Consider the following 24,225-nt stretch of genomic DNA (forward strand, 5'->3'; position numbering starts at 1 on the left):
GCACCCGCCGGGTGTCGTTCCGGTCCGCTATCAGGCCCGCACTCCGCCAAACGGGGGCCCGGCATGCATTTTTATGTTCTGAGACGCCTCCTGGCGATCGTGCCCGTCCTGATCGGCCTTACGGTCATCGTCTTTGCAATCATGGCGCTGATTCCGGGCGATCCGGCCACGGCGATCCTCGGTTCCTACGCCACTCCGGAGAATGTCGAGAAACTGAACCGGCAGCTCGGCCTCGACCGGACCTTGCCCGAACAGTACTTCATCTGGCTTGGCAATCTGCTTCAGGGCGATCTCGGGCGGTCCTACAGTCTGAACCGCCCGGTTCTGGATGAGGTGCTGGAGCGGTTCTCCGCAACCCTGATCCTGGCTGGTGCGGCGTTGATCTTGTGCACTGTCTGGGGCTTGCTGATCGGGATATGGACAGCGGCGCGGCAATACGGCTGGACCGACAAGATACTGACCTTCGTTGTGCTGATCGGTATCTCGATCCCGTCCTTCTGGCTGGGCCTGCTGCTGATCCTGTTATTTTCCGTCGAACTGCGTTTGCTGCCTGCCAGCGGCATGTTTGCAATCTATGGCGGCGGCGACCTGCCGGATCTGCTGCGTCACCTGCTACTGCCGGCCATCACGTTGTCCGTCGTGGCGACCGGCGTCATCGCACGGTTGACCCGCTCCGCCATGCTGGAAGTGCTGCGTCAGGATTTCGTGCGTACGGCGCGCGCCAAGGGTGTCCGTGAATCCCGTGTCCTGTACCGCCACGCCTTCAAGGCGGCGTTGGTGTCGGTCATCCCGGTCATCGGTGTCCAGGCCGGGTTTGTCCTTGGCGGCGCGGTCTATATCGAGACGGTATTCCAGTGGCCCGGGGTGGGCCGGATGCTGGTTCAGGCGATTTCCACTCGGGACATCCTGCTGGTGCAGGGCGGTGTGGTCGTGGTCGCGGGCAGTTATGTTCTGTTCAACCTGATGGCGGATCTGGCGCAAAGCTGGCTCGATCCCCGGGTCAAGACCTGAGGGGGCGACGATGACTGGATTGAAACTCGTCGCCCGGAACCGGTTGGCTGCGTTCGGAGGGGTCGTTCTCCTTGTCGTGGTCCTGCTGTCGTTACTGGCACCGATCCTGCCGATTGCCGATCCTGATGCCACCGACCCGGCCAACCGGCTGATGCGGCCGCTTTCGGAACGCGCGCTCCTGGGAACGGATCATCTGGGACGCGATCTGCTGTCTCGCCTTCTTTGGGGGACACAGCTCAGCCTTGCGGTCGGCTTTGCCGCTGCCGTCATCGCGGCGGTGATCGGGTCCGCCATCGGGATCGTCGCCGGCTATTTTGGCGGCCGCACCGACGGGCTGATCATGCGCGGCATCGATATGTTGATGGCCTTTCCCTACATCCTGCTGGCGCTGGCGATTGTTGCCGTGCTCGGGCCCGGATTGTTGAACGCCCTCTACGCCGTTGCGGTCGTGAACATTCCCTTCTTTGCCCGCAATATCCGCGGCGTGACCGTCAGCCTGGCCCATCGCGAATTCGTCGATGCCGCACGCCTGTCCGGGATGAGCGATTTTCAGATCATCCGGTCGGAAATCGTGCCCAACGTCCTGCCGGTCATCGTCATTGCCATGTCGACGACCATCGGCTGGATGATCCTTGAGACGGCCGGCCTGTCGTTCCTTGGATTGGGGTCGCAGCCGCCGCAAGCGGACCTGGGGTCGATGCTGGGCGAGGGGCGCAAGCTTCTGATCAACGCGCCGCATGCTTCCATCGTGCCAGGTGTGATGATCTTCGTCATCGTGATGAGCGTGAACCTGCTGGGCGATGGTATCCGGGATGCGCTGGACCCGCGCCTGCGATCCGGCGCGCTGCTGCGGCCCGCCGCCGCCACCCGTGTCGAGCGTGACGTGCCGCCGCCGGCCGAAGCCGGGGCCGATGCGCTGCTGTCCGTCGAAGGTCTGCGGACGGAGTTTCATGTCGGGGAACGTGTTTACCGCGCGGTTGGCGGCGTCGACCTGACGGTGCGAGCCGGCGAGTGTCTGGGCATCATCGGTGAATCCGGGTCCGGAAAGTCCGTCACGGCCCTGTCGCTTCTGGGACTGGTCGCGTCGCCGCCCGGCGTTGTGACCGGCGGGGCGGTCCGCATCGAAGGCGAAGACACCCTGTCCATGACCGAAGAGGGGCTGCGCCGGTTGCGCGGCGGAAAGGTCGCCTACATTTTCCAGGATCCGCTGGCGACGCTGCATCCGCTCTACACGATCGGCGATCAGATGGTGGAGGCGATTGCCTGCCATCAGTCGATGTCGAAACAGGCGGCCTGGGATCACGCGGTGTCCCTGTTGGAGAAGGTCCGTATCCCGAACGCGGCATCGCGGGCCAAATGCTATCCGCATGAACTGTCCGGCGGCATGCGTCAGCGGGTGGGGATTGCCATGGCGCTGGTAAACGATCCGGACCTGATCATCGCGGACGAACCGACGACGGCCCTGGATGTGACCGTTCAGGCCCAGATTCTGGCCCTGCTGGACGATCTGCGGCGGGAACGCAAACTGGCCCTAGTCTTCATTACACACGATTTCGGTGTCGTCTCCCAACTGTGCGATCGGGTGGCGGTCATGTATGCGGGACGGATCGTCGAGACCGGGGCGACCGACGATGTGCTGGACGATCCGCGCCATCCCTACACGAAACGGCTGATCGCCTGTGTGCCGGAACTGGGCGGTGGGCGACGTGAACTGGCGGCGATCCCCGGCCTGCCGCCGCCGGTTGACCGTCTCCCGGCGGGATGCGCCTTCGCGCCGCGTTGCGACAAGGCAACCAAGGTCTGCCGGTCCGGCGAAATCGACCTGGACGGTGAGGCCCATGCGGTCCGCTGCCTGTATCCGGAGAATGCGGCATGACGGAACTGGCACTGCAAGTCACAGACCTCAGGAAGACCTTCGGCGGCGGGCGTACCCTGATGGGGCGCGCGAAACCGTCGGTCCACGCCGTGCGCGACGTCTCCCTGAAGGTTCCAAGGGGCGAGACGCTGGGAATCGTTGGGGAATCCGGTTGCGGAAAGTCGACCCTGGCAAGGATGCTGGTCGGGCTGCTGGAGCCAACGGAGGGTGACATTGTCATCGAGGGACGGAGCCTGGCCGACCAGGCGGGTGACCCGGCGGCGTTCGGCCGGTTGATCCAGTACGTCTTCCAGGATCCGATCTCGTCTCTCAATCCGCGCAAGACGATCCGGGAGATATTGGAGGCGCCGCTGATCCATCTGCTGGGGCTCGACGAGGCGGCGCGAAAGGCGCGGATTTCCGAACTGTTCGACGCGGTCAATCTGCGCCGGGAATTCTTGACACGCTATCCGCATGAATTCTCAGGCGGGCAGGCGCAGCGCATCGGCATTGCCCGGGCACTTGCCGCCTCGCCGCGCATTCTGGTGCTGGACGAGCCGGTATCCGCGCTCGACGTGTCGGTCCAGGCGCAGGTGCTGAATCTGCTGGCGGAATTGCGGTCCGCCATGAACCTGACCTATCTGTTCATCAGTCATGACCTGGCCGTGGTCGAGGCGGTCAGCGACAGTGTCGCGGTTCTGTATTTCGGTCGTGTTGTGGAGGTCGGCAGAGCGGAATCGATTTTCCGTGAGCCCAAACACCCCTATACATGTCTCTTGGCGGAAAGTGCACCGGTTGTCGGGCGGGGTCTGAATCGCAAGGAAGCGGCGACGGCTGAATTGCCCGATCCGCTGCATCCGCCGCCCGGATGCGCATTCGCTGCGCGATGTGCATATGCGACTCGGGAATGCAGGGAACATTCCCCCGGTATGAGGTGCTTTTCCGACGATCATGAAGCAGCCTGTTTCCATCCTCTCGTCTCTTAAGCCCGGTAGAAGGGGCCGCAAACCGGCGGACGGCGCGGACCCGAAAGGGCGCAGCCGCCCGCAGCAGGTGGCCGAAACGATCAAGGAATGGATCATTCAGCGCGGCCTTCTGCCCGGCGACAGGCTGCCCCAGGAACATCAACTGATCGAACAGCTGCAGGTTTCGAAAGGGACCGCGCGTGAGGCGCTGAAAGTCATGGAGACCCAGGGCCTGATCCGGACCCGGACCGGGCCGGGGGGCGGGGCCTTCATCACCGAGGTGAGCGAGGACAAGGCCGGGGCCCTGCTGGCCAATCATTTCTTCTTCAAGGATATTTCCATCGCGGACATTTACGAGGTCCGTATCGCGCTGGAGCCGCAGCTGGTTCACGAATTGGCCCTGGCAATCACGCCGGAACAGATCGACGAACTGCGTAGTGTGATGAGCGCGTATTCCGAACCGCCGGATTCGATCGAGGAGGAGCGGCGCCAGCGTAATGCCGAGTTGGAGTTTCATGAATTCCTGGCGCGGTTTTCCAGCAATCCGTTGTTGTCCTTCTATTGCATGTTCCTTGTGCGGCTGCTGAAGGACCTGACCGTCTGCAAACGCATCTATGGCCGATCGAACCCGGAGCTTCGGGAGCGCGGCGTATCCTATCAGGAGCAGCTGATCGAGGCGTTCCGATCCCGTGATGCCGAGGCGGCGCGCGCCACGATGGAAGCCCATATGCGCGCGGCCCAGCGTATCATGCTGGAACAGGAAGCGGAGGTTCAGAAAGGCTTCCTCGAATCCGAAAGCTGACTTTCCGACGCGGCCATATTGTTGGCGGCGCAGGAACTTCCATCATCCATGCGGACCGTCCTGTTGATTGGCTGCCTCCCGCATCCTCTATTTCTTCGGATCGCAAGGTGTGTCTTTCCCGGTTTCCCAGAACCTTTGCCACCACCCCTTATGGTTTTCGGTCTGCGCCTTCAGCCATTCTATGAAGCCGATTGCGGTCGCCGGAAGTGCCCTGGATGCCGGCAAGAACAGATAGTAGGAATCCGGCGTCGGCAGCTTCACGTTGACCGGGATCGTGAGGCGGCCGCTCTCAAGATAGGGCCGGGTTGTGACCTCATCGCCGACGGTTACACCGTCGCCCCGCGCCGCGGCTTCGAGACAAAGAACCGTTTGATCATAGACCCTTCCTTTCCGTGGATCGAAAGAAGGTCTGTCGGCCAGATTCTGGAATGCTGACCACCAATGGCTCGATCTGTCATGGATCAGCATGTCCGAACGAACGTCATTCAAGGTTGCGGGACGCGCAATCGCCTCGAAGAAGTCCGGTGCCGCGACCGGAAAGACAGAATTGGTCATCAAGGGCGTGTACCGATGGCCGTACCAATCGCCACGTCCCCAGACGATGGCACAGTCAAAAGCCTCTTTCGGCGGATGGTTCAGTCCGACCTCGCTTCTGATCCTGACGCGAACCGCCGGGTTCCGGGATTCGAAGTCAGGCAATCTGGGAAACAGCCAGAGCTGAGCGAAATCGGCGTCGCAGTAAACGTTGACCTGTCCCGGTTCAACGTCGGGAACGGACCTGGCCGCGTGCTGGATCAGGCTGAAAGCTTCCGTAGTCGCCGCGGCCAGTTCGTGACCCGCTTCTGTCAGGCTGATCTGCCGATAGTGGCGGACAAAAAGCGCGCGCCCCAAGGCGGCTTCCAGATTGCTGATGTGCTTGCTGATAGCGGATTGCGAGACATTCAGTTCGATGGCCGCCTGCGTGAAACTGCACCGTCGCGCGGAAACCTCGAAGGCCCGTAAGGCGTTCAGGTTGGATAGGATATCGATTGGCATTCCAAACACTCATGTGAATTCTGAAAATTCGGCGTTTGACCGAATTTCTTAAATGGCAAACTCTCCAGTCAGCAACCTGATTTTTTGGAGAAGAGGGCCCGATGCCGGTAACTGTCGCAGCCATGCAAATGTCCTGTTCAAGGGACGTCGAGCAAAACATCGATAAGGCGGTGGGATTGATCCAACAGGCGGCGGCGGCCGGCGCGCAGATCATCCTGCCGCAGGAGGTCTTCTCGCATCACGAGTTCCAGTTCATGGAGATGGGGCCGGAGTTCTTCGCCCTGGCCGAAGGGCTCGACGGGCCGACAGTGACCCGGATGCGGGCGGTTGCGAAAGAACTGTCGGTCGTCCTGCCGACCAACATCTTTGAGCGCGCGAACAATGCCTACTACAACACGATCGTCATGATCGACGCGGATGGAGAGCTTCTGGGCATCTACCGCAAGAGCCATATCCCGCTTGGTCTGCCGGGATGTTACGAGAAGGTCTACTCAAATCCGGGCGATACCGGTTTTCAGGTCTTCGATACGGCTTACGGCCGGATAGGCGCTGCGATCTGCTGGGATCAGTGGTTTCCGGAGGCCGCGCGCATCATGGCGCTCAAGGGCGCCGAAATCCTGTTCTATCCCTCCGCGATCGGTTCGGACTGCCACGATCACTGGGAAACCGTCATGCGCGGGCACGCGGCAGCGAACATCATGCCGCTGGTTTGTTCAAATCGGGTCGGTACGGAGAAGGGCTCCCTCGGAGAGGTTACCTATTTCGGTCAGGCTTTCATCGCTGGCCCCAGGGGCGACGTGGTTCAGCGGGCGGATACCAGCTCCGATACTTTCGTTACCCACACCTTCGATCTGGAGGAAATCCGCGAACTGCGCGCGCATTGGGGCCTGTTCCGTGACAGAAGACCCGATCTCTACGCGCCGCTTCTGACACTCGACGGAAAAACGCGAGTCGCACAATGACGGCACATATTCTCCCGTTCACGGATCTGATCGCCGCTGAGACCGACCAGCCGAAGGAAATGGTTCGCGGGGAGGGGCCGTATGTTTTCGACACCGAGGGCAGGAAGTATCTCGACGCTGTGTCCGGTCTCTGGTGCGCATCGTTGGGTTTCAACCCTGAGCGCCTGCAACGTGCCGCCGCCGACCAACTGGGCCGGTTGGCCTACTACCACAGTTTCATGGGGCGAACCTGCGCACCGGCAAACGCCCTTGCCGAAAGGCTCATCGAGAAACTGCCGGGCGGTCTGCGGCATGTATTCTTTGGGACGTCGGGATCCGAGGCTGTTGAGACCGCAATCAAATTTGCCCGGTACTTCCAGATCTCCCGGGGGAAGGCCGGAAAGTCGAAAATCCTGGCCAGGAAAGGGGCCTATCATGGCTCCGGCCATATCAGTGCGGCGCTCACCGGTATGGCCTACTGCCACGAAGGATTTCATCTGCCCTTGAGCGATGTCATTCGTGTCGGCCGTCCACATTACCTCACGGAGCACGAACCGGGGGAGTCGGAAGCCGACTTCGTTCGGCGCCTCGGGCGGGAACTGACGGCAACGATTGACGAACATGGCGCGGGGACGATCGCCGCCATGATTGCGGAGCCTGTGATGGGATCGGGTGGGGTCATTCTGCCGCCGGAAGGATACTGGCAATGTGTTCAGGAGATCCTGGCCAAGAACGACATTCTGTTGATCGCCGACGAAATCATTACCGGCTTCGGGCGTACCGGGGCCTGGTTCGCGTGCGAGACCTATGGCATCAGGCCCGACCTGCTCACGGCGGCCAAACAGATGACCGGTGCCGTTTTTCCCATGTCGGCGGTTGCCATGACGACCAAGGTCCGAAACGTCATTGCCGAGAGATCACATGCCCTTGGCACATTCGGTCACGGCGTGACCTTCGGCGCGCATCCGGTGGGCGCGGCGGTCGCGCTTGAGGCTCTGCGGATCTACGAGGAGATGGACCTTCCCTCTCATGTGACCCGGCTGGGGCGGTCGCTGTTTTCCCGCCTGATCACGCTGGAACGTTATGATATCGTTCGTGAAGTCCGCTCCGTGGGCCTTGTCGGCGCAATCGAGTTTCATCGCGCGGATCATGCGGCCGCGGTCGCCAAAGATATGGAGCAACATGGTGTGCTGCTTCGTGTCATCGGAAACATTCTGGCGGTCTGTCCCCCCTATATCGTCACCGCGGAGGATCTGACTCGGATTTCCGAAACCGCGGAGGCATCCATAGGGAATGTTGCCGGAAAACCGGGTGCGTCCAGGATCGAAGCAGGGGTACTTCCGGCGCGTTCCGGCTGACGGAACAACCGCAAGTCAGATAAGCGCGGCCGGCAATCGCCAGAAGGGGCACATTGGGACCACTGTCCGATGTCCGGGTTTGCCTGAGACCGTTCCATGTCCAACACCGTGGAACCCTGGCCCCGAGTAGCTGCCGCCGGACCCGAATGGCGCGCTGACATACAATCTTATGCCGAATCGACCCCAAAACCGTCTCTTTATGAGGGCGGGAATACGCTGCCGTTGGTATCGGCGGCCGAGTGAGGCTGGGTATTGAGATACCGACGCCTCCGCCGGAGAAGTCGAGACAATTCATAAAGTGTTTTAAATCAAATTGTTATCCTGGATGGATAGACTGTCGGATCGCTGCGCGGTTTCCGAAATTTTTCATCTCTTTTTAGTTGAAGGCCCACAAGGCAACTATTAAATTTAGGATATGTGAATGGGTGGAGCGGATCGTCGTTTCGAGACTGGGGGAGTTTCGGGGCAAGATTCGAGCGGCGAGGCGGGAAACTTGACCGATTTTGTATCGGAAACGTCAGGCCTGTATCCAGAGCCTGTGTTGGGTATTTCCCTAATTCTGACGCCACGGCTCGGAGCCTGAGGGCATGTCGGAAGGAAAATCGACCCCCTCCGGCGGCATGGGCGCCACCGCCGCAATCGACTTTACCGCCCCAAATCTGAAGCTTCTGGTCGGTGCCGTCGCGGAATCGCGCTTCGAGGCCGTATCCGAAAGCGGCGCCGAATTGACCTATTCGCTAACGCGGCAAGCCGGGGTCGGTACGGCGGTCGTGAACGCGGACGGCACTTACTCCTACACGCCAAACGCCGAGTATGAGGGCAGCGATTCTTTCCGGATTCGCGTGGAAGATGGCTCTGGCACTGCCATAGAACGCGATATCCAGTTGGATGTCGGGAATTCAGGTGGCGAGATGGATTGGGGCGCGGAGTGGCGCGTGCTCGGACGCGTACCCGACAGGGCCGTGCTGCTTGCAAACGGCCAGATTCTTGCGTCTTGGCGTCAGGGGGCAACGTACTTCACGCAAGTTTATGCACCGGACGGTTCGGAAGTGGGGGGGGTGAATTCACTGCCGCCGGAAACGTTCAGTTCAACTTACTATATTTACAACTTTAGACTGCGGGCTCATCCCGACGGAGGTGCCGTGCTGGATTGGATGGCACGTCGGAGGTCGAGCAGTGGATCTACTATCGGATATTCGCGTATTGTTCAGCGGGTGGATGTAAGTGGCGCAACGTCCGCTGCGCCGATCGAGCTCAGGTTGGACGAGGATAACGGCGGTACGTGGTCGCCTCAGGATGACAGTTTCGCGGTCTTGTCCGATGGCGCCTATGCGGTCACTTGGACGGATCGCCCTAATGGAAACATTGGCGATATCGCCCTTCAGATTTTTAATGCCGACGGATCGGCGCGTACGCAACGAATTGCGGTGACGGCGCATAGTGGACTTGAATTTCTGTCCGTGGCGAAGCCGCTGCCGGATGGTGGTGTTGTCCTGGTCTGGGAAGGGCGCGGGGCTTTCGCCCGCGTCTACGATAAAGACGGTCAGGCGCTGACGCCCGAAATCGAGCTGACCGAAACCAATGTGACCTATCTCGAGGTCGCCGCATTGGATGACGGTGGGTTTGTCGCCTACTGGCAGGAAGGTAGCAGCGGGAACTATCGCGCGATTGCGCAGAGAGTAGCGGCCGATGGCAGCTTGATCGGCGAACAGATTGTCTTGCTCGGAGATGCCAACCAAACCGGCAATTTCGAAGTTGTCGATTTGCCTGGTGGCGGGTTTGTATTTGGCTGGGCGGATTATGCGCCTGACTCGGGTGCTGTCGGCTCCTTCATGCAGCCTTACAGTTCGGACGGTATTCCCGTTTCCGACCCTATTCGGATAACGGACCCGGCCACTCCGACCGGTACAAATGTGTACTTTGAGAGTTCGGCCAACGGCTCGTTGATAGCGCAATGGGGCGCCAATTTCCGTTACTTTGTAAATCAGGGTGGGCTGGTCACCGAAGACGGCGAAACCGTTTTCGGCAATGCTGAAGCCAACGAGATTTCCGGGCTTGGTGGCGATGACCATCTGATCGGTGGGGACGGGGACGACACGCTGACCGGCGGGGATGGTCGGGACACGCTGGATGGCGGAGATGGCGACGACGTCCTGATCGCCGATATTGCCGATGCGTCCGCGTCCGGCGGTGCCGGGCTGGATACCCTGCTGATCGACGCGAGCAGCGGGACGATAACATTGTCGGCGGCCGAGGGAACCGTGTCCTCCGGCGGCCAGAGCGTGGCGGTGAGCGGTGTAGAGCGTTTCGGCATTCTGCTCTCGGGTGCTCTTTCCGATTCCGCGGAACCGGGTTCGGGTGGCGAGAGCGGTGTCGCCGGACCCGATCTGATTGTGAATCTGAGCGATGGGTATTCACAGCATGATCTGACGCAGGTCATGGACCGGCTGGGCGCGGTCGTGACCTATGGCGCGGGCGAGGCGATCCAGTTCTGGGACGTGCTGGACGAGGCAGTTGACGTCGATGCGGTGCTGGCGGAATACGATTTCGCGCAGAATGTCGACCTAAATGCTGAAATCTCCCTCGATGTGGAAGCGCCCGACGTCGTCAGCAGTCAGGAAATCGGTGCGCAATTGCTCGCCGACGCGCAAACGGAATTTTCCGCGGCGGCCACGCCCAACGATCCAAGCTTCGGGTCGCTTTACGGCATGCAGCGGATATCGGCGCCCGATGCGTGGGAGCGGCGCACCGATGCATCGAGTGTGGTCATCGGGGTCATCGATACCGGAATCGACGTCGACCATCCCGACCTCGTCAACAATATGTGGGTCAATGAAGGCGAGATCTGGGGCGACGGGATCGACAATGACGGCAACGGCTACATTGACGATTACCACGGCTACGATTTTTACAATAACCGGGGTATCGGCCCGGGCTCCAACAGCGACGGGCACGGACACGGCACGCATGTCGCGGGGACCATAGCGGCGGAGGGCAATAACGGGATCGGTGTCTCCGGGGTTGCCTGGAACGCCAGCCTGATGGCCGTGAAGATCTTCAGCGACGCCGGCAGAACGAACACGTCGGCGATCATTGCCGGAATCCAATACGCGACCATGATGGGCGCGCAGGTTACCAACAATTCCTGGGGCGGGGGGCTTACAATTCTTCGATCCTGGCCGCCATTCAACAGGCACAGGATGCGGGCAGCATTTTTGTGGCCGCGGCGGGCAATGACTACCGGACAGACAACGACACCGTCCCGCACTATCCGTCGACCTATAACCTGGACAATATCGTTGCCGTGGCGTCGACGGATTCGAACGACAATCTGTCTTCGTTCTCGAATATCGGTGCCACCACGGTCGACCTGGGAGCGCCCGGCACATCGATCCTGAGCACCTATCTGAATGACGGCTACGCCAGTATGAACGGCACGTCGATGGCGACGCCTCATGTGACCGGTGCCATCGCGCTGATGCGAGCCGAAAACCCTTACATGTCCTATGGCGAGATCATCGAGGCCCTGCTGGACAGCACCGATTCCCTGTCCAGTCTGAACGGCATCACCCGCACCGGCGGGCGGCTGAATCTCGATGCGGCCCTGGAAGCGGTGTCGACCGGCAGCATCCCGATCCTGGCCGCGCGCAACATCTATATGGCCGGGGATGTGGGCAGTTTCAGGCACCATATCGACATTGCGAATCCTGCGGGCATCACGATGTCCGTCGCGCTGGCGCCATCTATCGGCACGATCGACATCGTCGGCGATCAAACGGGCTATTTCGACTATACGCCCGGTGCCGGTCAGTACGGCGAGCGCATCGACCTACGGGCCGAAAACGCCTATGGAATTGCCGCCACGGTCAGCTTCGTCGTCAACAAGTTCAATGTCGGCAGCGCCACCCTTCAGGGGTCATCGGCTGCCGATCTGGTCCTTGGCGGCGCCCTGTCGGAGACGCTGATCGGCGGCGACGGTGCTGACATTCTGCGCGGCGGCGGGGGCGACGACACGCTGATCGGCGGCAGTGCCGTCGACATCCTGGATGGCGGTGACGGGTACGATACCGTCTCCTATCAGGACAGCCAGACCGGGGTGACAGTGTCGCTGGCGGACGGCGGCGGATCCGTCGATTCCTTCAGCAATGTCGAGGCACTTTCGGGGTCGGATCATGCCGACAGGCTCACCGGCGATGGAAACGACAACCGACTCAGCGGTGGCGATGGCAACGATACGCTGGTTGGCGGCGGCGGGGCGGACACGCTGATCGGCGGCGACGGCACCGATTACGCTTCCTACCAGTCGGAAACCGACAACCTGACCATCGCACTGCCGCACGGGATCGCGAACGGCGATGCGCAAGGCGACACGTATGAGGGCATCGAGGGGCTGATCGGCGGTCAGGGCAATGACAGGATACTGACCTCCAGTGCGACCCTTTCGCTGTTCGGCCAGAGTGGTGACGATGTCCTGATCGGCCAGTCCGGGTCGACCGTCGCCAATTCCGGCAATGATTTCCTGAGCGGCGATGCCGGCAACGATACGCTGATCGGTCTCGATGGTAACGACACGATCTATGGCGGCGATGGCGACGACCTCATCTTCGCCGGTGCCGGGTCCGACCGCGTTTACGGCGGCGCCGGCAGCGATACCCTGCATCTCGGTTATCTGTCCCAGTCGGTCGACGTCGACATGGATAACGGGGTCGTGTCCGGTGCAGAGATTGGAACGATTACCTTCACGGGCATCGAAACCATCATTTACGAGGATGCCAGCGGCGGAACCATCTCGGCCGGGGCGGGCGCTGAGGTCTTTGTCGATACATATGGCGCGGTCGTCGATTACAGCGCGTCGGATGAAGGGATCACCATTGATCTTCGGACGGGAGCCGGGGCGGGTGGTTTGGCCGAAGGGGATCTCCTTTACGGAGATCTGACGATCCGGGGAACCAGCCACGCGGATTCTCTCCATGTATCGATCGGCGACCAGACCTTCCATGGTGGCGATGGCATTGATACGGCGCATTTCACGTCGAACTTCGCCGATTATGCCATCAGCGTTGTCGATGGCACGGTAACCGTCACGGACAGCGTGGCCGGGCGGGACGGGACAACCGCACTCACCGGCACGGAATATCTGGCATTTGCCGACGGAACGGTGACGGCCTCCGGTGAGCCTGAACTGCATGTAACGCCGCAATCGATCGACGAAAACAATCCGCAGGTCCAGGCCGCCGCCGATGTTTCCGTGCTGGATCTTAGCGGTGAGACATACACTTATTCGCTGATGAGCGATCACGATGGGCTGTTTTCCATCGACGCGACCAGCGGCGCGGTCACGACCAACCGTGCCGTGGATTTCGAGGAACAGGCTTCCTACACCCTGACGGCGGTTGCAGTGAGCAGCACGGGGGCCACTCTGACGCAGGATTTCACCGTTGCGGTGGACGATCTGAACGATGCGCCGGTGTTCAACCCGGCGACGTTGAGCGTCTCCGAGGATGTCAGTGTCGGCTCCGTCGTCGGAACACTGTCCGGCACGGATCAGGATTTCGGGGATGTTTTGAGTTTTTCCCTGGTCAACGATGCGGATGGTCGATTCTCCATCGACGCCTCGACGGGTGTCGTCTCTGTTGCCCGCACGCTGGATTTCGAAACGGCGGAATCGCACGAAATCGTTGCCCTCGTCACCGATTCCGCGTCGGCCAGCGACACCACGACCCTTACGGTCCAGGTGCAGGATGTATTCGAGTTTCCGGACCTGGTCGCCCGGACGGTGCGTCTGGCCCAAGACTCCGTTGCCAACTGGTCACTGGAGACGACGGTATCCGATTTCGAAAGGTCCACATTCTCCGTAGCCGGCGCGCCTTCGCACGGCACCGTGACGGTCGACGCGGACGGCCAGGTCCAATATCAACCTGACACCGGATACTTCGGTTCCGACAGTTTTTCGATCCGTTTGACGGACGATTCCGGGGCCCATGTGGACCGAACCGTTTCGCTGGAGGTCGTGGGGCCGCAAGCAACGTTGGAGAGTTCCGGGGAGGCCTTCGATTCAACGGGCCGGTATTCGCAGGCGGAATCGAAAGCATCGGCGAAGTTCGGTGATGGCAATATCGGTACCTTCTGGGTGGAGGCGCCGACGAAATCCATTCATTTCAGAGCCCATCAGCCTGACGGGACCCTGGTCGGCGATGAAGTCGTGCTGTTTGAATCACCTGAATTCAAAAGCGGTATCGATGCGGTGCAGCTCGCGGGCGGTAATGCGGTCGTCGCCTGGAGAGGCAATCCGTTCTACATTCAGGACTACAATGCCACTGCCGTCATTGTCGGATCGGACGGACAACCGATCGGTGAGCCGATCGTCATGTGGGAAGGAAATACGCCTTCCTACTTCGATCTGGAGGCTCATCCGGATGGGGGATTTGTTTTCCTGCGTCATTCGAAGGCGGGAAGTCCGGAAGTCCATGAGCTTCATGTTCAGAGATTCTCATCCGACGGCGCCACTATTGGCGAGCCGGTCGAACTGCTTTCCGCCACACCAGGACACATTGTCGGCTATCCGCAGGTCCTGGCCCTCTCGGACGGCGGGTATGCACTAACCTGGTCAGAAGACCATAGTCTGGGAACCCCTGCTGAGGACGATACGACCGTAAAGGTTCAATTGTTCGATGCGGATGGGACGGCTCGGGCAGATGCCGTAGTACTCGACACTTTCAGCGTAACAACGCCTGCCAAACTTACCGAGTTGTCGAACGGCAATGTATCGCTTGCCTGGCAGCCCAGGCATTCCGCCTTTCCGAGACCAAACCAGACGATCGAGACCGCCGTGGTCTCAGCCGATGGCGCACTTCTGGGCGATGTCACGACGGTTGCGACACAGCAGGGCGAGTCACTCTATCTTAACGAAGCCCAGATAACGCACCTCCCGAACAATTCGTATGTCGTTGGCTGGACCGAACGCTTGCCCAGCGGCGGGGCGTATCGGGAACAGGTCCTGGTACAGGTCATGTCGGAAAATGGTGACCTCCTGGGTGAGCCGGAGATCGTTCACCAATCCGCCAATATGGGTCTCAGGGACCTCACATTGGTATTCGATGAGGCGTCAGAACAGTTCCTCGTTTCCTGGCGCGATGGTCCCAGTTTCGACATCTTCGTCACGCAGTTGTCCTATCGGGAAGTGATCGATGTGGCGGGAACGGCCGGCGACGACACCTTGTTCGCCTGGACCGAAGGCGGCACGGTCGAGGGCCTTGCCGGGGACGATGTTCTGGTCGGTGCTCAGGGGGATGATACGCTGGATGGCGGTGTCGGCGCGGATATCCTCAATGGCGGTGCCGGGGACGATATCCTGCTGGCAGACACACTTGACGCAGAACTGAGCGGCGGCGCGGGCTTCGACATTGTGCGCCTGGACGTAGAGACTGGTTCCGTTGCGATCGGATCCGACCAGGTTGGTGCCGCGTCACTTTCGGGCGTGGAAAGGGTCGAGATTTCATACGTCGCGGAGGATGCCGACAGTCTTTCCGAGGCGTCGGACGATGGAAATGACGAAGGCGTCGACCTGTTGGTTGATCTTTCGCGCGGCTATGCGCGCGGTGCCCTTCTGAAAGCACAGGAGGACCTTGGCGCCGAGATCGTTTATGGCGCCGATGGCACCATCCAGTTCTGGAACATCGAAGGCGATGCCGCCGCCGGCGTCGACTTGTTCGAGGAACTCGGCCTGACGGGGATTGCCGAACTCAACGGTCAACTGAGTGTCGATTTCCAGTTCGAATCCGATGTCCTGCCCGCGAACGCGCTATCACAGGAAGTCTCGGGTTCCGATTTTGAAGCGCGGGCCATTCCGAATGATCCCAATGTCGGCTCGCTCTACGGGCTGCAGAGAATCGGTGCCTATGATGCCTGGGACAAGCAGACCGGCAGCGCGGATGTCACCGTTGCGGTCATCGATAGCGGCATCGATCTCGACCATGCCGATCTGCAGGGCAATCTGTGGGTCAACGAGGGTGAGATCTGGGGCGATGGGATCGACAATGACGGCAATGGCTATATCGACGATTACAACGGCTACGATTTTGTAAACAATCGGGGAATTGGGCCGGGTTATTCGCGAGACGACGACAACGGTCACGGCACCCATGTCGCCGGTACAATCGCGGCGCAGGGCAACAATGGCATCGGCATCAGCGGCGTTGCGTGGAACGCCAGCCTGATGGCGGTCAAGGTGCTGGATGGGGGTGGCAGCGGGTCAATCGCCGACATCGTCGAAGGCATCCGCTATGCCACGATGATGGGCGCGCGGGTCAGCAACAATTCCTATGGCGGGCGTGGTTACAGTCATTACTACACCTCTATTTCTACCGCCATCAGCGAAGCGCGCGATGCGGGCTCTATTTTCGTTGCGTCAGCCGGCAACAACGGCAGCAGTAACGAAAACTCTTACGCCAGTTATCCTGCCAGTTTCACGCATGCCAATATCGTCTCGGTCGCGTCGACGACCAGTACGGATTCCCTGTCCTATTTCTCCAATTATGGAGCCACGTCGGTAGACCTCGGGGCACCCGGGCATTCCATCTATTCGACCTATCGGGGCGGCGGATACAGAACGCTTTCCGGAACCTCCATGGCGGCGCCCCATGTGACCGGTTCCATCGCACTGCTGTTGTCGGAAAATCCGGAACTGACCTACAGTGAGGCGATCGATGCAATCCTCGATAACGTCGATCGTGTCTCGAGCCTATCCGGTAGATCCGTAACAGGCGGCCGATTGAACGTGGCGGCCGCGATCGATTCTCTCGGCGATACGAGCGCGCCCGAGCTTTCGGTTCGAAATCTGATCCTGTCGTCGGATGTCGAGGCGGTGAGCATCGGCTTCGTCGTTTCGGACAACTACGGCGAAGAGATAACGGTCACAACGGATGGCGTCGATTACGGCAGCATCAGTTTCAACGTCAATACTCAGACCCTCACATATCAGGCCGGAACGGGCGCCTATATTGACGACTTCACTGTTACTGCACGTGACCTGTCGGATAACGCAGCAACGCAGAACATGCGGGTCACACGGGTCACGGATGACGGCGGCGCGATACTGACGGGGGACGCATCCGACGAAGCCATTTTCGGAGGAGATTCCGCCGACACGATTTCCGGCGGCGCGGGTAACGACTACCTCGTCGGTGGTGCGGGCGACGACCTGCTGATGGGCGGGGACGGAGCCGACACGATCTATGGCGGCGACGGCATCGATACGGTCAGCTTCGCCGATGCGACGACCGGCATTGTCGCCAGTCTGGCTTCCAATTCCGGAGGTAACGACATCCTGTTTGATGTCGAAGCCCTGGTGGGGAGCGACTTTGCAGACACGTTGAGCGGATCCAGCGGGGACGACACCCTGACCGGTGGTGCCGGGGATGATGTTCTGGATGGCGGCAGCGGCGCGGATGTCCTGATCGGCGGCGCCGGAGACGATGTGCTGGATGGCGGGGTCGGCGACGATACCTTGATCGGTGGAGAGGGCGCGGACCTCGCGACCTACACCTGGGACCAGTCCGGTGTCACGATATCTCTCGCCGACGGAACACAAACGGGCGCCGCGGCGGTTGATACCCTGATTGATATCGAAGGTGTCATAGCCGGCGGCGGGGATGACCTGCTGATCGGCGATGCCGGTGGCAACGAGTTCCAGGGCGGAGACGGAAACGACACGATCCTCGGGGGCGCCGGCATCGATACGCTGTTCGGCATGAACGGCGATGATACGCTCGCCGGTGGCGCCGGTGCGGACAGCCTGTATGGCGGCGATGGCGACGACGTCATATATGCCGGCGCCGGCGATTACGTGAATGGCGGGGCCGGGTCCGACACGCTCGATCTGGGGTATATCTCCGGCGACGCGACTGTCGACTTCGATAGCGGAACCGTTTTCTTCGGTGATTCCGGCACGATCACCTTCCTGAACATCGAAAAAGTTGCCTATTCCATCGCCGAGAACGGGACCGTTACGGCAACAGCCGACGCCGACTTCTTCGCCTCGACAAACGGGAACATGGTCGACTATTCCGGCTCGGACGGCGCGGTTTCGCTTGATCTGGAAATTGGCATTGCCAGCGGCGGATATGCCGAAGGTGATCTCGTGCAGGGTATGACCCATGTCAGAGGGTCGGATTTCGACGACGCGTTCCGCGGTTCTGCCGGCAATGACACGATCATCGGCGGTGCGGGTTCCGATACCCTGACCTTGCGTGGTGCCTATTCGGATTACCTCCTCTCCTCGGACGTCGGAACGCTGGTTCTCGCCGACCAGGTGTCCGGGCGCGACGGTACCGACCGGATCAGTGGCGTCGAAAGTATTGTGTTCTCCGACCGGACCATTACGGCGGGATCCGGTATCGTGTTGTTGCCGACGCACGGATCGGCGGAAGAGAATGCCGGGGCGGGCCTCTCGGTTGCGCATGTCGGGTTGCTCTCGCTGGGTGGTGAAAGTTTCTCGCTTTCTCTGGCGGATGATTTCGACGGCCTGTTCTCGATCGACCCGTCGTCCGGCGTGATCACCACGACGGGCGATCTGGATCATGAAGCGGTCGCCGCCTATACGCTGACCGTGGTTGCCACTGGTGATCTCGGGGGGAGCGAGGAAACGTCAGTAACGGTGACGGTCGACGACGTGAACGAGGCGCCTGTCGATCTTGGTGTTTCCAGTTTCACGGTGAGTGAGGATGCGGCGCCCGGAGATGGTTTCGCGACCTTGTCGGTCAATGATCCGGATGCGGGGGACAGCCATTCCTTTGCGCTGACGCAGGATGCGGAGGGCCGCTTCTCGATCGATGCCGAGACGGGCGTCATCCGGGTTGCCGGCGCCCTGGATTACGAGGGGGCCCCGTCGCATGTGATTTCGGTCCGCGGGACGGATGCGGGCGGTCTCAGCAATGACTGGGATGTGACCATCGCGGTATCGGATGCGAATGACGCGCCGGATGTGCCGTCGATTGCGCTGGTGGACTCGATCGGGGAGCACGCGACGATCGGGGCGGTGGTCGGGACGGCGACGGCGCATGATCAGGATGCCGGGGACAGCCTACGCTTTGCGCTGGTCGACGATCATGGCGGCGCCTTCGCGATCGACGCGGAGAGCGGTGTCATCACCCTGGCCGGTGGGCTGGACTACGAGACTGATGCCGCGCCGGTCCTGGAGGTACGCGCGACCGACAGCGGCGGCCTGTCGACGACCGGTTCCGCGACGCTGACGGTGACGGACGAGAACGACGCGCCGGTGAGCGGCGCCGACCGGTTCGATACCGCCGAGGAGACCGCGATCACGCTGGATGTGATGCAGCTGGTGTCGAACGACGCTGATCCGGACGGGGACGTCTTCTCCTTCGGCGGTGTGGAGAATGCGATCGGCGGCACCGTCATGCAGGACGGCACGGAGATCGTCTTCACGCCCGACGAGGAGTTCGTCGGCACTGGAACCTTCGATTACATCGTCACCGACATCCATGGCGCGGCGTCGACCATCACGGTCAGCCTGGACGTGGCGGCCCAGACCATCGTGGCCGAAGGCGGCGACGGCAGCGATACCCTGCGCGGCGGTTCGGCCCATGACACGCTGTCCGGCGGAGATGGCAGCGATACGCTGATGGGCCGGAAGGGCAATGACGTCCTGATGGGCGGTGCCGGGGACGACCTTTATGTCTACCGTATCGGCGACGGTGCCGACATTCTCGACGAGACGGTGGCGGACGGCCAGGACGGCGGGCGTGATACGCTCCGCTTCGGAGCCGGCATCACCGCCGAACGCGTGGAAGCGCAGATCGAGGGCCGGGATCTGGTCCTTCGCTTTGTCTCGGATGACGACGGATCGGAGGCCGGGGTACAGGCGGCGGGGGACGTGCTGCGCCTGCGCAACTGGCTGGACAGTGCGGCGCGGATCGAGGGCTTCACCTTCGAGGACCAGCCGGGACGGACACTCAGCGCGTCCGAGATGCTGTCGCGTTTCGGGGGCAGCGGCGACGAGGACTTCACCTGGACCGAAGCGGCGGTCAGCCTGTTCGGACGCGGCGGTGCCGACCGGCTGGTCACGGGTGACAATGACGACACGCTGAGCGGCGGGACGGGCAACGATATCCTGATCGCGGGCGGCGGGCATGACCGGCTGGACGGCGGCGGCCCGACCAACCTGCTGTCATGGTCGGAGAACTTCGCCCAGGACGTCTACTACAAGGATGACCTCTCGCCGTCGGCGGGGGATGTCGACAGCCCGGTCGACGGGGCCCGGGTGACGCGCCTGTCGCCGGGGGACGGGACGCGCATGCACCGTCTGATCCGCACGGTCGAGGTCGTGGAGGCCGGGGTCCACACCGTATCGGTCTATGCCATGGCCGACGAGCTGGACGGCCTGCGGCTGGAGTTTGCGAGCGGCTGGGACGGCGCGAACTTTGCCCATTACGGCACCGCCGCCTTCAACATCGAGGACGGCTCCGTGGTCGGGACCAATCGCGATGTGAGCGGGGCACAGGTGGATGATGTCGGCGGCGGCTGGTATCGCGTCTCCGCCCGGATGGAGTTCTCGCCGGGAACGTCCTATGTCAATGTGAACGTCCGGAACGGCGGCGCGGATGTCTTCAACGGAGATACCGCGACCGGGCTGTACATGTCCGGCCTTCAGATGGAACGCGGCGAGGTCGCGGGCGAATATGTCGCGACCCGGGCCACCGCGTCGCTGGAGCCCGATGGCGACGATCATCTGGAAGGCGGCGGCGGCAACGACGTCCTGAACGGCGGGGCGGGCAACGATATCCTGATCGGCGGTGGCGCCGAGAACCAGCTGACCTGGTCGGGGGATTTCGAGAACCGCGTCTACATCAAGGACGGTGTTTCCGTCGAGGCCGCGGATCAGGGGCCGCAAGGCGGTGTCGAGGCCTATCGCCTGTCGGCGTCCGGCGCGAACGGCTTCCATCGGATGAGCCGCGAGGTGCGCGTCGATGCATCGGGGGTCCACACGGCGTCGATTTTCGTGCGCGCCGATCAGTTGGATCATCTCAGGTTCGAACTGGCGAGCGGCTGGGACAATGCCAGCTTCAACCACTATGGCACGGCTGTGTTCGATCTGGGGGAAGCCCGGACCGCAAGCCGCAGCGGCGCGGTCCGCGGGACGGCGGTGGAGGATGTCGGCAATGGCTGGCTGCGCGTTTCGGCGCAGATGGCGTTCGATCCCGGCCTGTCCTATTTCAATGTCTATCTGCATGACGGCAGTTACTATGCCTTCGGCGATCGCCCGGGCGACAGCCTGCTGATCGCCGGCGCTCAGCTGGAAATGGGCAGCTCGGTCGGCGCCTATGTCGGGACGGAAGACAGCCCTGTCCTGACCGGCCAGGAGGACGGCAGCGATCATCTGGTCGGCGGCGACGGCGACGACCGGGTCTATGCCGGCGCCGGCGCGGATACGATCGTCGGCGGCTCCGGGCGCGGCAACGATGTCTATAGCGGCGGGTCCGGCGAGGATACGATTGTCTATTCCAGCGCGGTCGCCGGGATCGATGTCGACCTGGATGCGGGATACGGCCGCGGCGCGGATATCGATCGCGACACTCTGTCGGGGATCGAACATGTCGTCGGCGGCGCCGGCAGCGACCGTCTGAGCGGCACGTCGGATGCGAACCGGATCGAAGGCGGCGCCGGGGACGACCTCATCATCGGCGGCGACGGCGACGACATCCTGTCCGGCGACACGACCCAGAACCTGATGACCTGGTCGGAAGATTTCTCCAACGGCGCCTATCGCAAGGACGGCGTCGATCTGGAGACGCAGAACGGTATCGGCCCGGCCTTCGGGATGACGACGACCCGCGTCGTCAGCAGCGATGCCGGCGTGATACACCGGATGACCCGCGCGGTATCCGTCGCGACGGACGGGCTGCATACCCTTTCCGCCTATGTTCGGGCCGACGAGCTGTCGCATCTGCGCTTCGAACTTGCCAGCGGCTGGAACAATTCCGCATTTGACCATTACGGCCAGGTCGTGTTCGACGCCGGGACCGGACGCGTGCACAGCAGCCAGGGTGCCATCCACGCCGCAAAGGTCACGGATGCGGGGGATGGCTGGTATCGCGTCGAAGCGACCATGCCGTTCGCCGCCGGCACATCCTATGTGAACACCTACCTGCACGACGGCAACTCGCATGCCTTCAGTGACGACGGGACGTCGGGGCTCTATCTGACCGGCATGCAGTTCGAATCCGGCCCTGCGGCGTCGTCCTATCACGCGACCCAGAGTGGCAGTAACGCCATCAGTGGCATCGGGGATGACAGGATCCTGGCCGGGGCGGGCAATGACGCGATCTTCGGCGGCGCGGGTGTCGACACGCTCGACTATCGCGACGACCGGGCGGGCGTGACGATCGATCTGGTGAACGGCACCGCCGCGGGGGACGATGCCGGATCCGATGTGTTCAGCGGGATCGAGAATGCGGTCGGCGGCACGGGCAATGATGTCATCACCGGGACGGCCGCGATCAACAGGCTGATCGGCGGTGCAGGCGCGGACCGCATTCTGGCCGGGACCGAAGGCGAGGCGACCAGTGCCGCCCGGCGCGAGAACCTGATGACTTGGTCGGCCGCCTTCTCTGGCGCGCAGTACATCAAGGACGGAACCCGGGCCACGGCCCTCTCGTCAGACGGTCTCGCGGTCGGGGCGTCCGTATCGCGCCTGACGGCCAGCGCCGGCACCGGATTCCATCGCATGAACCGGCGGATCACCGTGTCCGAGGCCGGGACCTATACGACATCGCTCTACGCCAAGGCGGAATCCGTATCCGGCCTCCGGTTCGAGATGGCGAGCGGCTGGAACGGCGGCGGGTTCGACCATTACGGCACGGCGGATTTCGATCTGGCCGGCGGCCGGGTCCTCGGCTCCGCCAGTGCGATCTCGGATGCCAGTGTCGAGGATGTCGGCAATGGCTGGTATCGCATCACGGCGACGATGGATCATGCCGCCGGCGGCTCGCATCTCAATGTCTACATGATGAACCGCGGGACCCATTACTTCACAGGCACCGGGTCGGAGAGCCTGATGATCGCCGGTGCCCAGTTCGAGCGGGGCACGACCGCCGGCACCTATGCCGAGACGACCCAGACGGTGATACGGTCCGCGGCGTCGGGGGATGTGCTGATCGGCGACGGTCAGGAGAACCTCGCAAACTGGTCGGACGCATTCGACAACGCGGCGTATTTCAAGAGCGGCGCCACGGTCGAGGCCGACGCGGCGGAGGGACCGGCGCCCGGCATGCAGGCCGACCGTATCCTGGAGACCGACACGATCGCGCCGCATCGCATCGGCCGTGTCGTGAATGTCGCCGAGGCCGGGATTCATGTGACATCGATCTATGCCAAGGCGGAAGAGGTCGACCATCTCCGCTTCGAACTGGCGAGCGGCTGGGATGGCGCGGGCTTCGCCCATTACGGGACCGCGGTCTACGATCTGGGGCAGGGCAGTGTGGCAGGCACGACGGCCAGTGTGCTGGGGGCGGATGTCGAGGATGTCGGCGACGGCTGGTATCGGATCTCGGCGAGGATGGAGATGGCCGCCGGTCAAAGCTATGTGAACGTCTACCTGCACAATGGCGGCACGCATGTCTATGACGGCGATGTGACCAACGGGTTGCTGCTGTCCGGCCTGCAGGTGGAAAGCGGCGGTGTCGCCTCGGATTATACCGGCACGACCGGACGCGCGGTCTCGGCCACCGGCGGCGACGATGTGCTGATCGCCGGCGCGGGCGACGACACGCTGTCGGGCGGGACCGGAAACGACCGGTACGAGATGGCACGGAACGGCGGCGACAACACGATCCTGGACGCCGGCGGCACGGATGACAGCCTCGTGTTCGACGCCAGCGTCGCCCATGATCAGCTCTGGTTCGAGCGCAGCGGCGACGATCTTCTGGTCTCCATCATCGGCAATCAGGGCAGCGCCACCATCGCCGACTGGTATGCGACGGAAACCGCCCAGGTCGACACTTTCGTCGCCGGCGACGGGCGCGAACTGACCGCGTCGAGCGTGCAGCAGCTGGTCCAGGCCATGGCCCAGGAAACCAAACCCGGCGACGGCGACATCACCATGCCCCAAGATACCGAAGACAACCTCCAATCCGTCCTCGCTTCGGCCTGGACCACCGCATAACCAAACCCCAAACCAATCCGACGCAACGTCACGGTTTCTTCATCGACAGGTCCAATTCCCGTCACCGGATTCCGGCAC

Annotated in this window: 8 protein-coding genes and 1 pseudogene; 8 read left to right on the forward strand and 1 reads right to left on the reverse strand. The window is 62.0% G+C overall.

The genetic code is table 11. The features are described 5' to 3' along the window. Window positions 1–63 precede the first annotated feature (63 nt). The 4 genes from R8L07_17565 to R8L07_17580 are packed head-to-tail and all read left to right on the forward strand — an operon-like array spanning window position 64 to window position 4,633. Window positions 64–1,011: an ABC transporter permease gene (locus R8L07_17565; protein MDW3207350.1), complete on the forward strand. Its 948-nt coding sequence runs from the start codon at window positions 64–66 to the stop codon at window positions 1,009–1,011. A 10-nt stretch (window positions 1,012–1,021) separates the two neighbouring features. Beyond that, window positions 1,022–2,887 (forward strand): dipeptide/oligopeptide/nickel ABC transporter permease/ATP-binding protein, encoded by a 1,866-nt coding sequence (locus R8L07_17570; GenBank protein ID MDW3207351.1) that lies wholly within the window; start codon window positions 1,022–1,024, stop codon window positions 2,885–2,887. Continuing rightward, on the forward strand, window positions 2,884–3,852 hold the full coding sequence (locus tag R8L07_17575; GenBank protein MDW3207352.1) for an ATP-binding cassette domain-containing protein: 969 nt from the start codon (window positions 2,884–2,886) through the stop codon (window positions 3,850–3,852). The genes R8L07_17570 and R8L07_17575 overlap by 4 nt, the downstream gene beginning before the upstream one ends. Then, window positions 3,818–4,633 carry an FCD domain-containing protein gene (locus R8L07_17580; GenBank protein MDW3207353.1) on the forward strand — a complete coding sequence of 272 codons (816 nt, stop codon included), beginning with the start codon at window positions 3,818–3,820 and terminating at the stop codon, window positions 4,631–4,633. The genes R8L07_17575 and R8L07_17580 overlap by 35 nt, the downstream gene beginning before the upstream one ends. 87 nt (window positions 4,634–4,720) lie before the next feature. Here R8L07_17580 and R8L07_17585 read toward each other — a convergent pair whose 3' ends face one another. Beyond that, window positions 4,721–5,668, reverse strand: coding sequence for a LysR substrate-binding domain-containing protein (locus tag R8L07_17585; protein ID MDW3207354.1), 948 nt, complete (start codon window positions 5,666–5,668; stop codon window positions 4,721–4,723). 122 nt (window positions 5,669–5,790) lie between these two features. On the opposite strand from R8L07_17585, the gene R8L07_17590 reads away from it, so the two are divergent. From R8L07_17590 to R8L07_17605, 4 genes and pseudogenes are all read left to right on the forward strand, one after another. Further along, a complete protein-coding gene (locus R8L07_17590; GenBank protein MDW3207355.1) occupies window positions 5,791–6,630 on the forward strand; it encodes a carbon-nitrogen hydrolase in 840 nt (279 codons plus the stop codon). Further along, window positions 6,627–7,967 (forward strand): aminotransferase class III-fold pyridoxal phosphate-dependent enzyme, encoded by a 1,341-nt coding sequence (locus R8L07_17595; GenBank protein ID MDW3207356.1) that lies wholly within the window; start codon window positions 6,627–6,629, stop codon window positions 7,965–7,967. The genes R8L07_17590 and R8L07_17595 overlap by 4 nt, the downstream gene beginning before the upstream one ends. Before the next feature lie 620 nt (window positions 7,968–8,587). Then, window positions 8,588–12,612, forward strand: a pseudogene (locus R8L07_17600) (S8 family serine peptidase). Window positions 12,613–12,660: 48 nt separating this feature from the next. Next, the gene (locus R8L07_17605; protein ID MDW3207357.1) at window positions 12,661–24,147 is read left to right on the forward strand and encodes a S8 family serine peptidase; all 11,487 of its coding nucleotides are present in this window, start codon (window positions 12,661–12,663) and stop codon (window positions 24,145–24,147) included. The last annotated feature ends 78 nt before the right edge of the window (window positions 24,148–24,225 follow it).

The organism is Alphaproteobacteria bacterium (assembly GCA_033344895.1).
In the GTDB taxonomy this organism is placed as follows: domain Bacteria; phylum Pseudomonadota; class Alphaproteobacteria; order UBA8366; family Aestuariispiraceae; genus Pacificispira.

Coding starts and splice junctions, on each gene's coding strand:
- R8L07_17565 (MDW3207350.1), top strand. CDS start 64: ATGCATTTTTATGTTCTGAGACGCCTCCTGGCGATCGTGCCCGTCCTG.
- R8L07_17570 (MDW3207351.1), top strand. CDS start 1,022: ATGACTGGATTGAAACTCGTCGCCCGGAACCGGTTGGCTGCGTTCGGA.
- R8L07_17575 (MDW3207352.1), top strand. CDS start 2,884: ATGACGGAACTGGCACTGCAAGTCACAGACCTCAGGAAGACCTTCGGC.
- R8L07_17580 (MDW3207353.1), top strand. CDS start 3,818: ATGAAGCAGCCTGTTTCCATCCTCTCGTCTCTTAAGCCCGGTAGAAGG.
- R8L07_17585 (MDW3207354.1), bottom strand. CDS start 5,668: ATGCCAATCGATATCCTATCCAACCTGAACGCCTTACGGGCCTTCGAG.
- R8L07_17590 (MDW3207355.1), top strand. CDS start 5,791: ATGCAAATGTCCTGTTCAAGGGACGTCGAGCAAAACATCGATAAGGCG.
- R8L07_17595 (MDW3207356.1), top strand. CDS start 6,627: ATGACGGCACATATTCTCCCGTTCACGGATCTGATCGCCGCTGAGACC.
- R8L07_17605 (MDW3207357.1), top strand. CDS start 12,661: ATGGATAACGGGGTCGTGTCCGGTGCAGAGATTGGAACGATTACCTTC.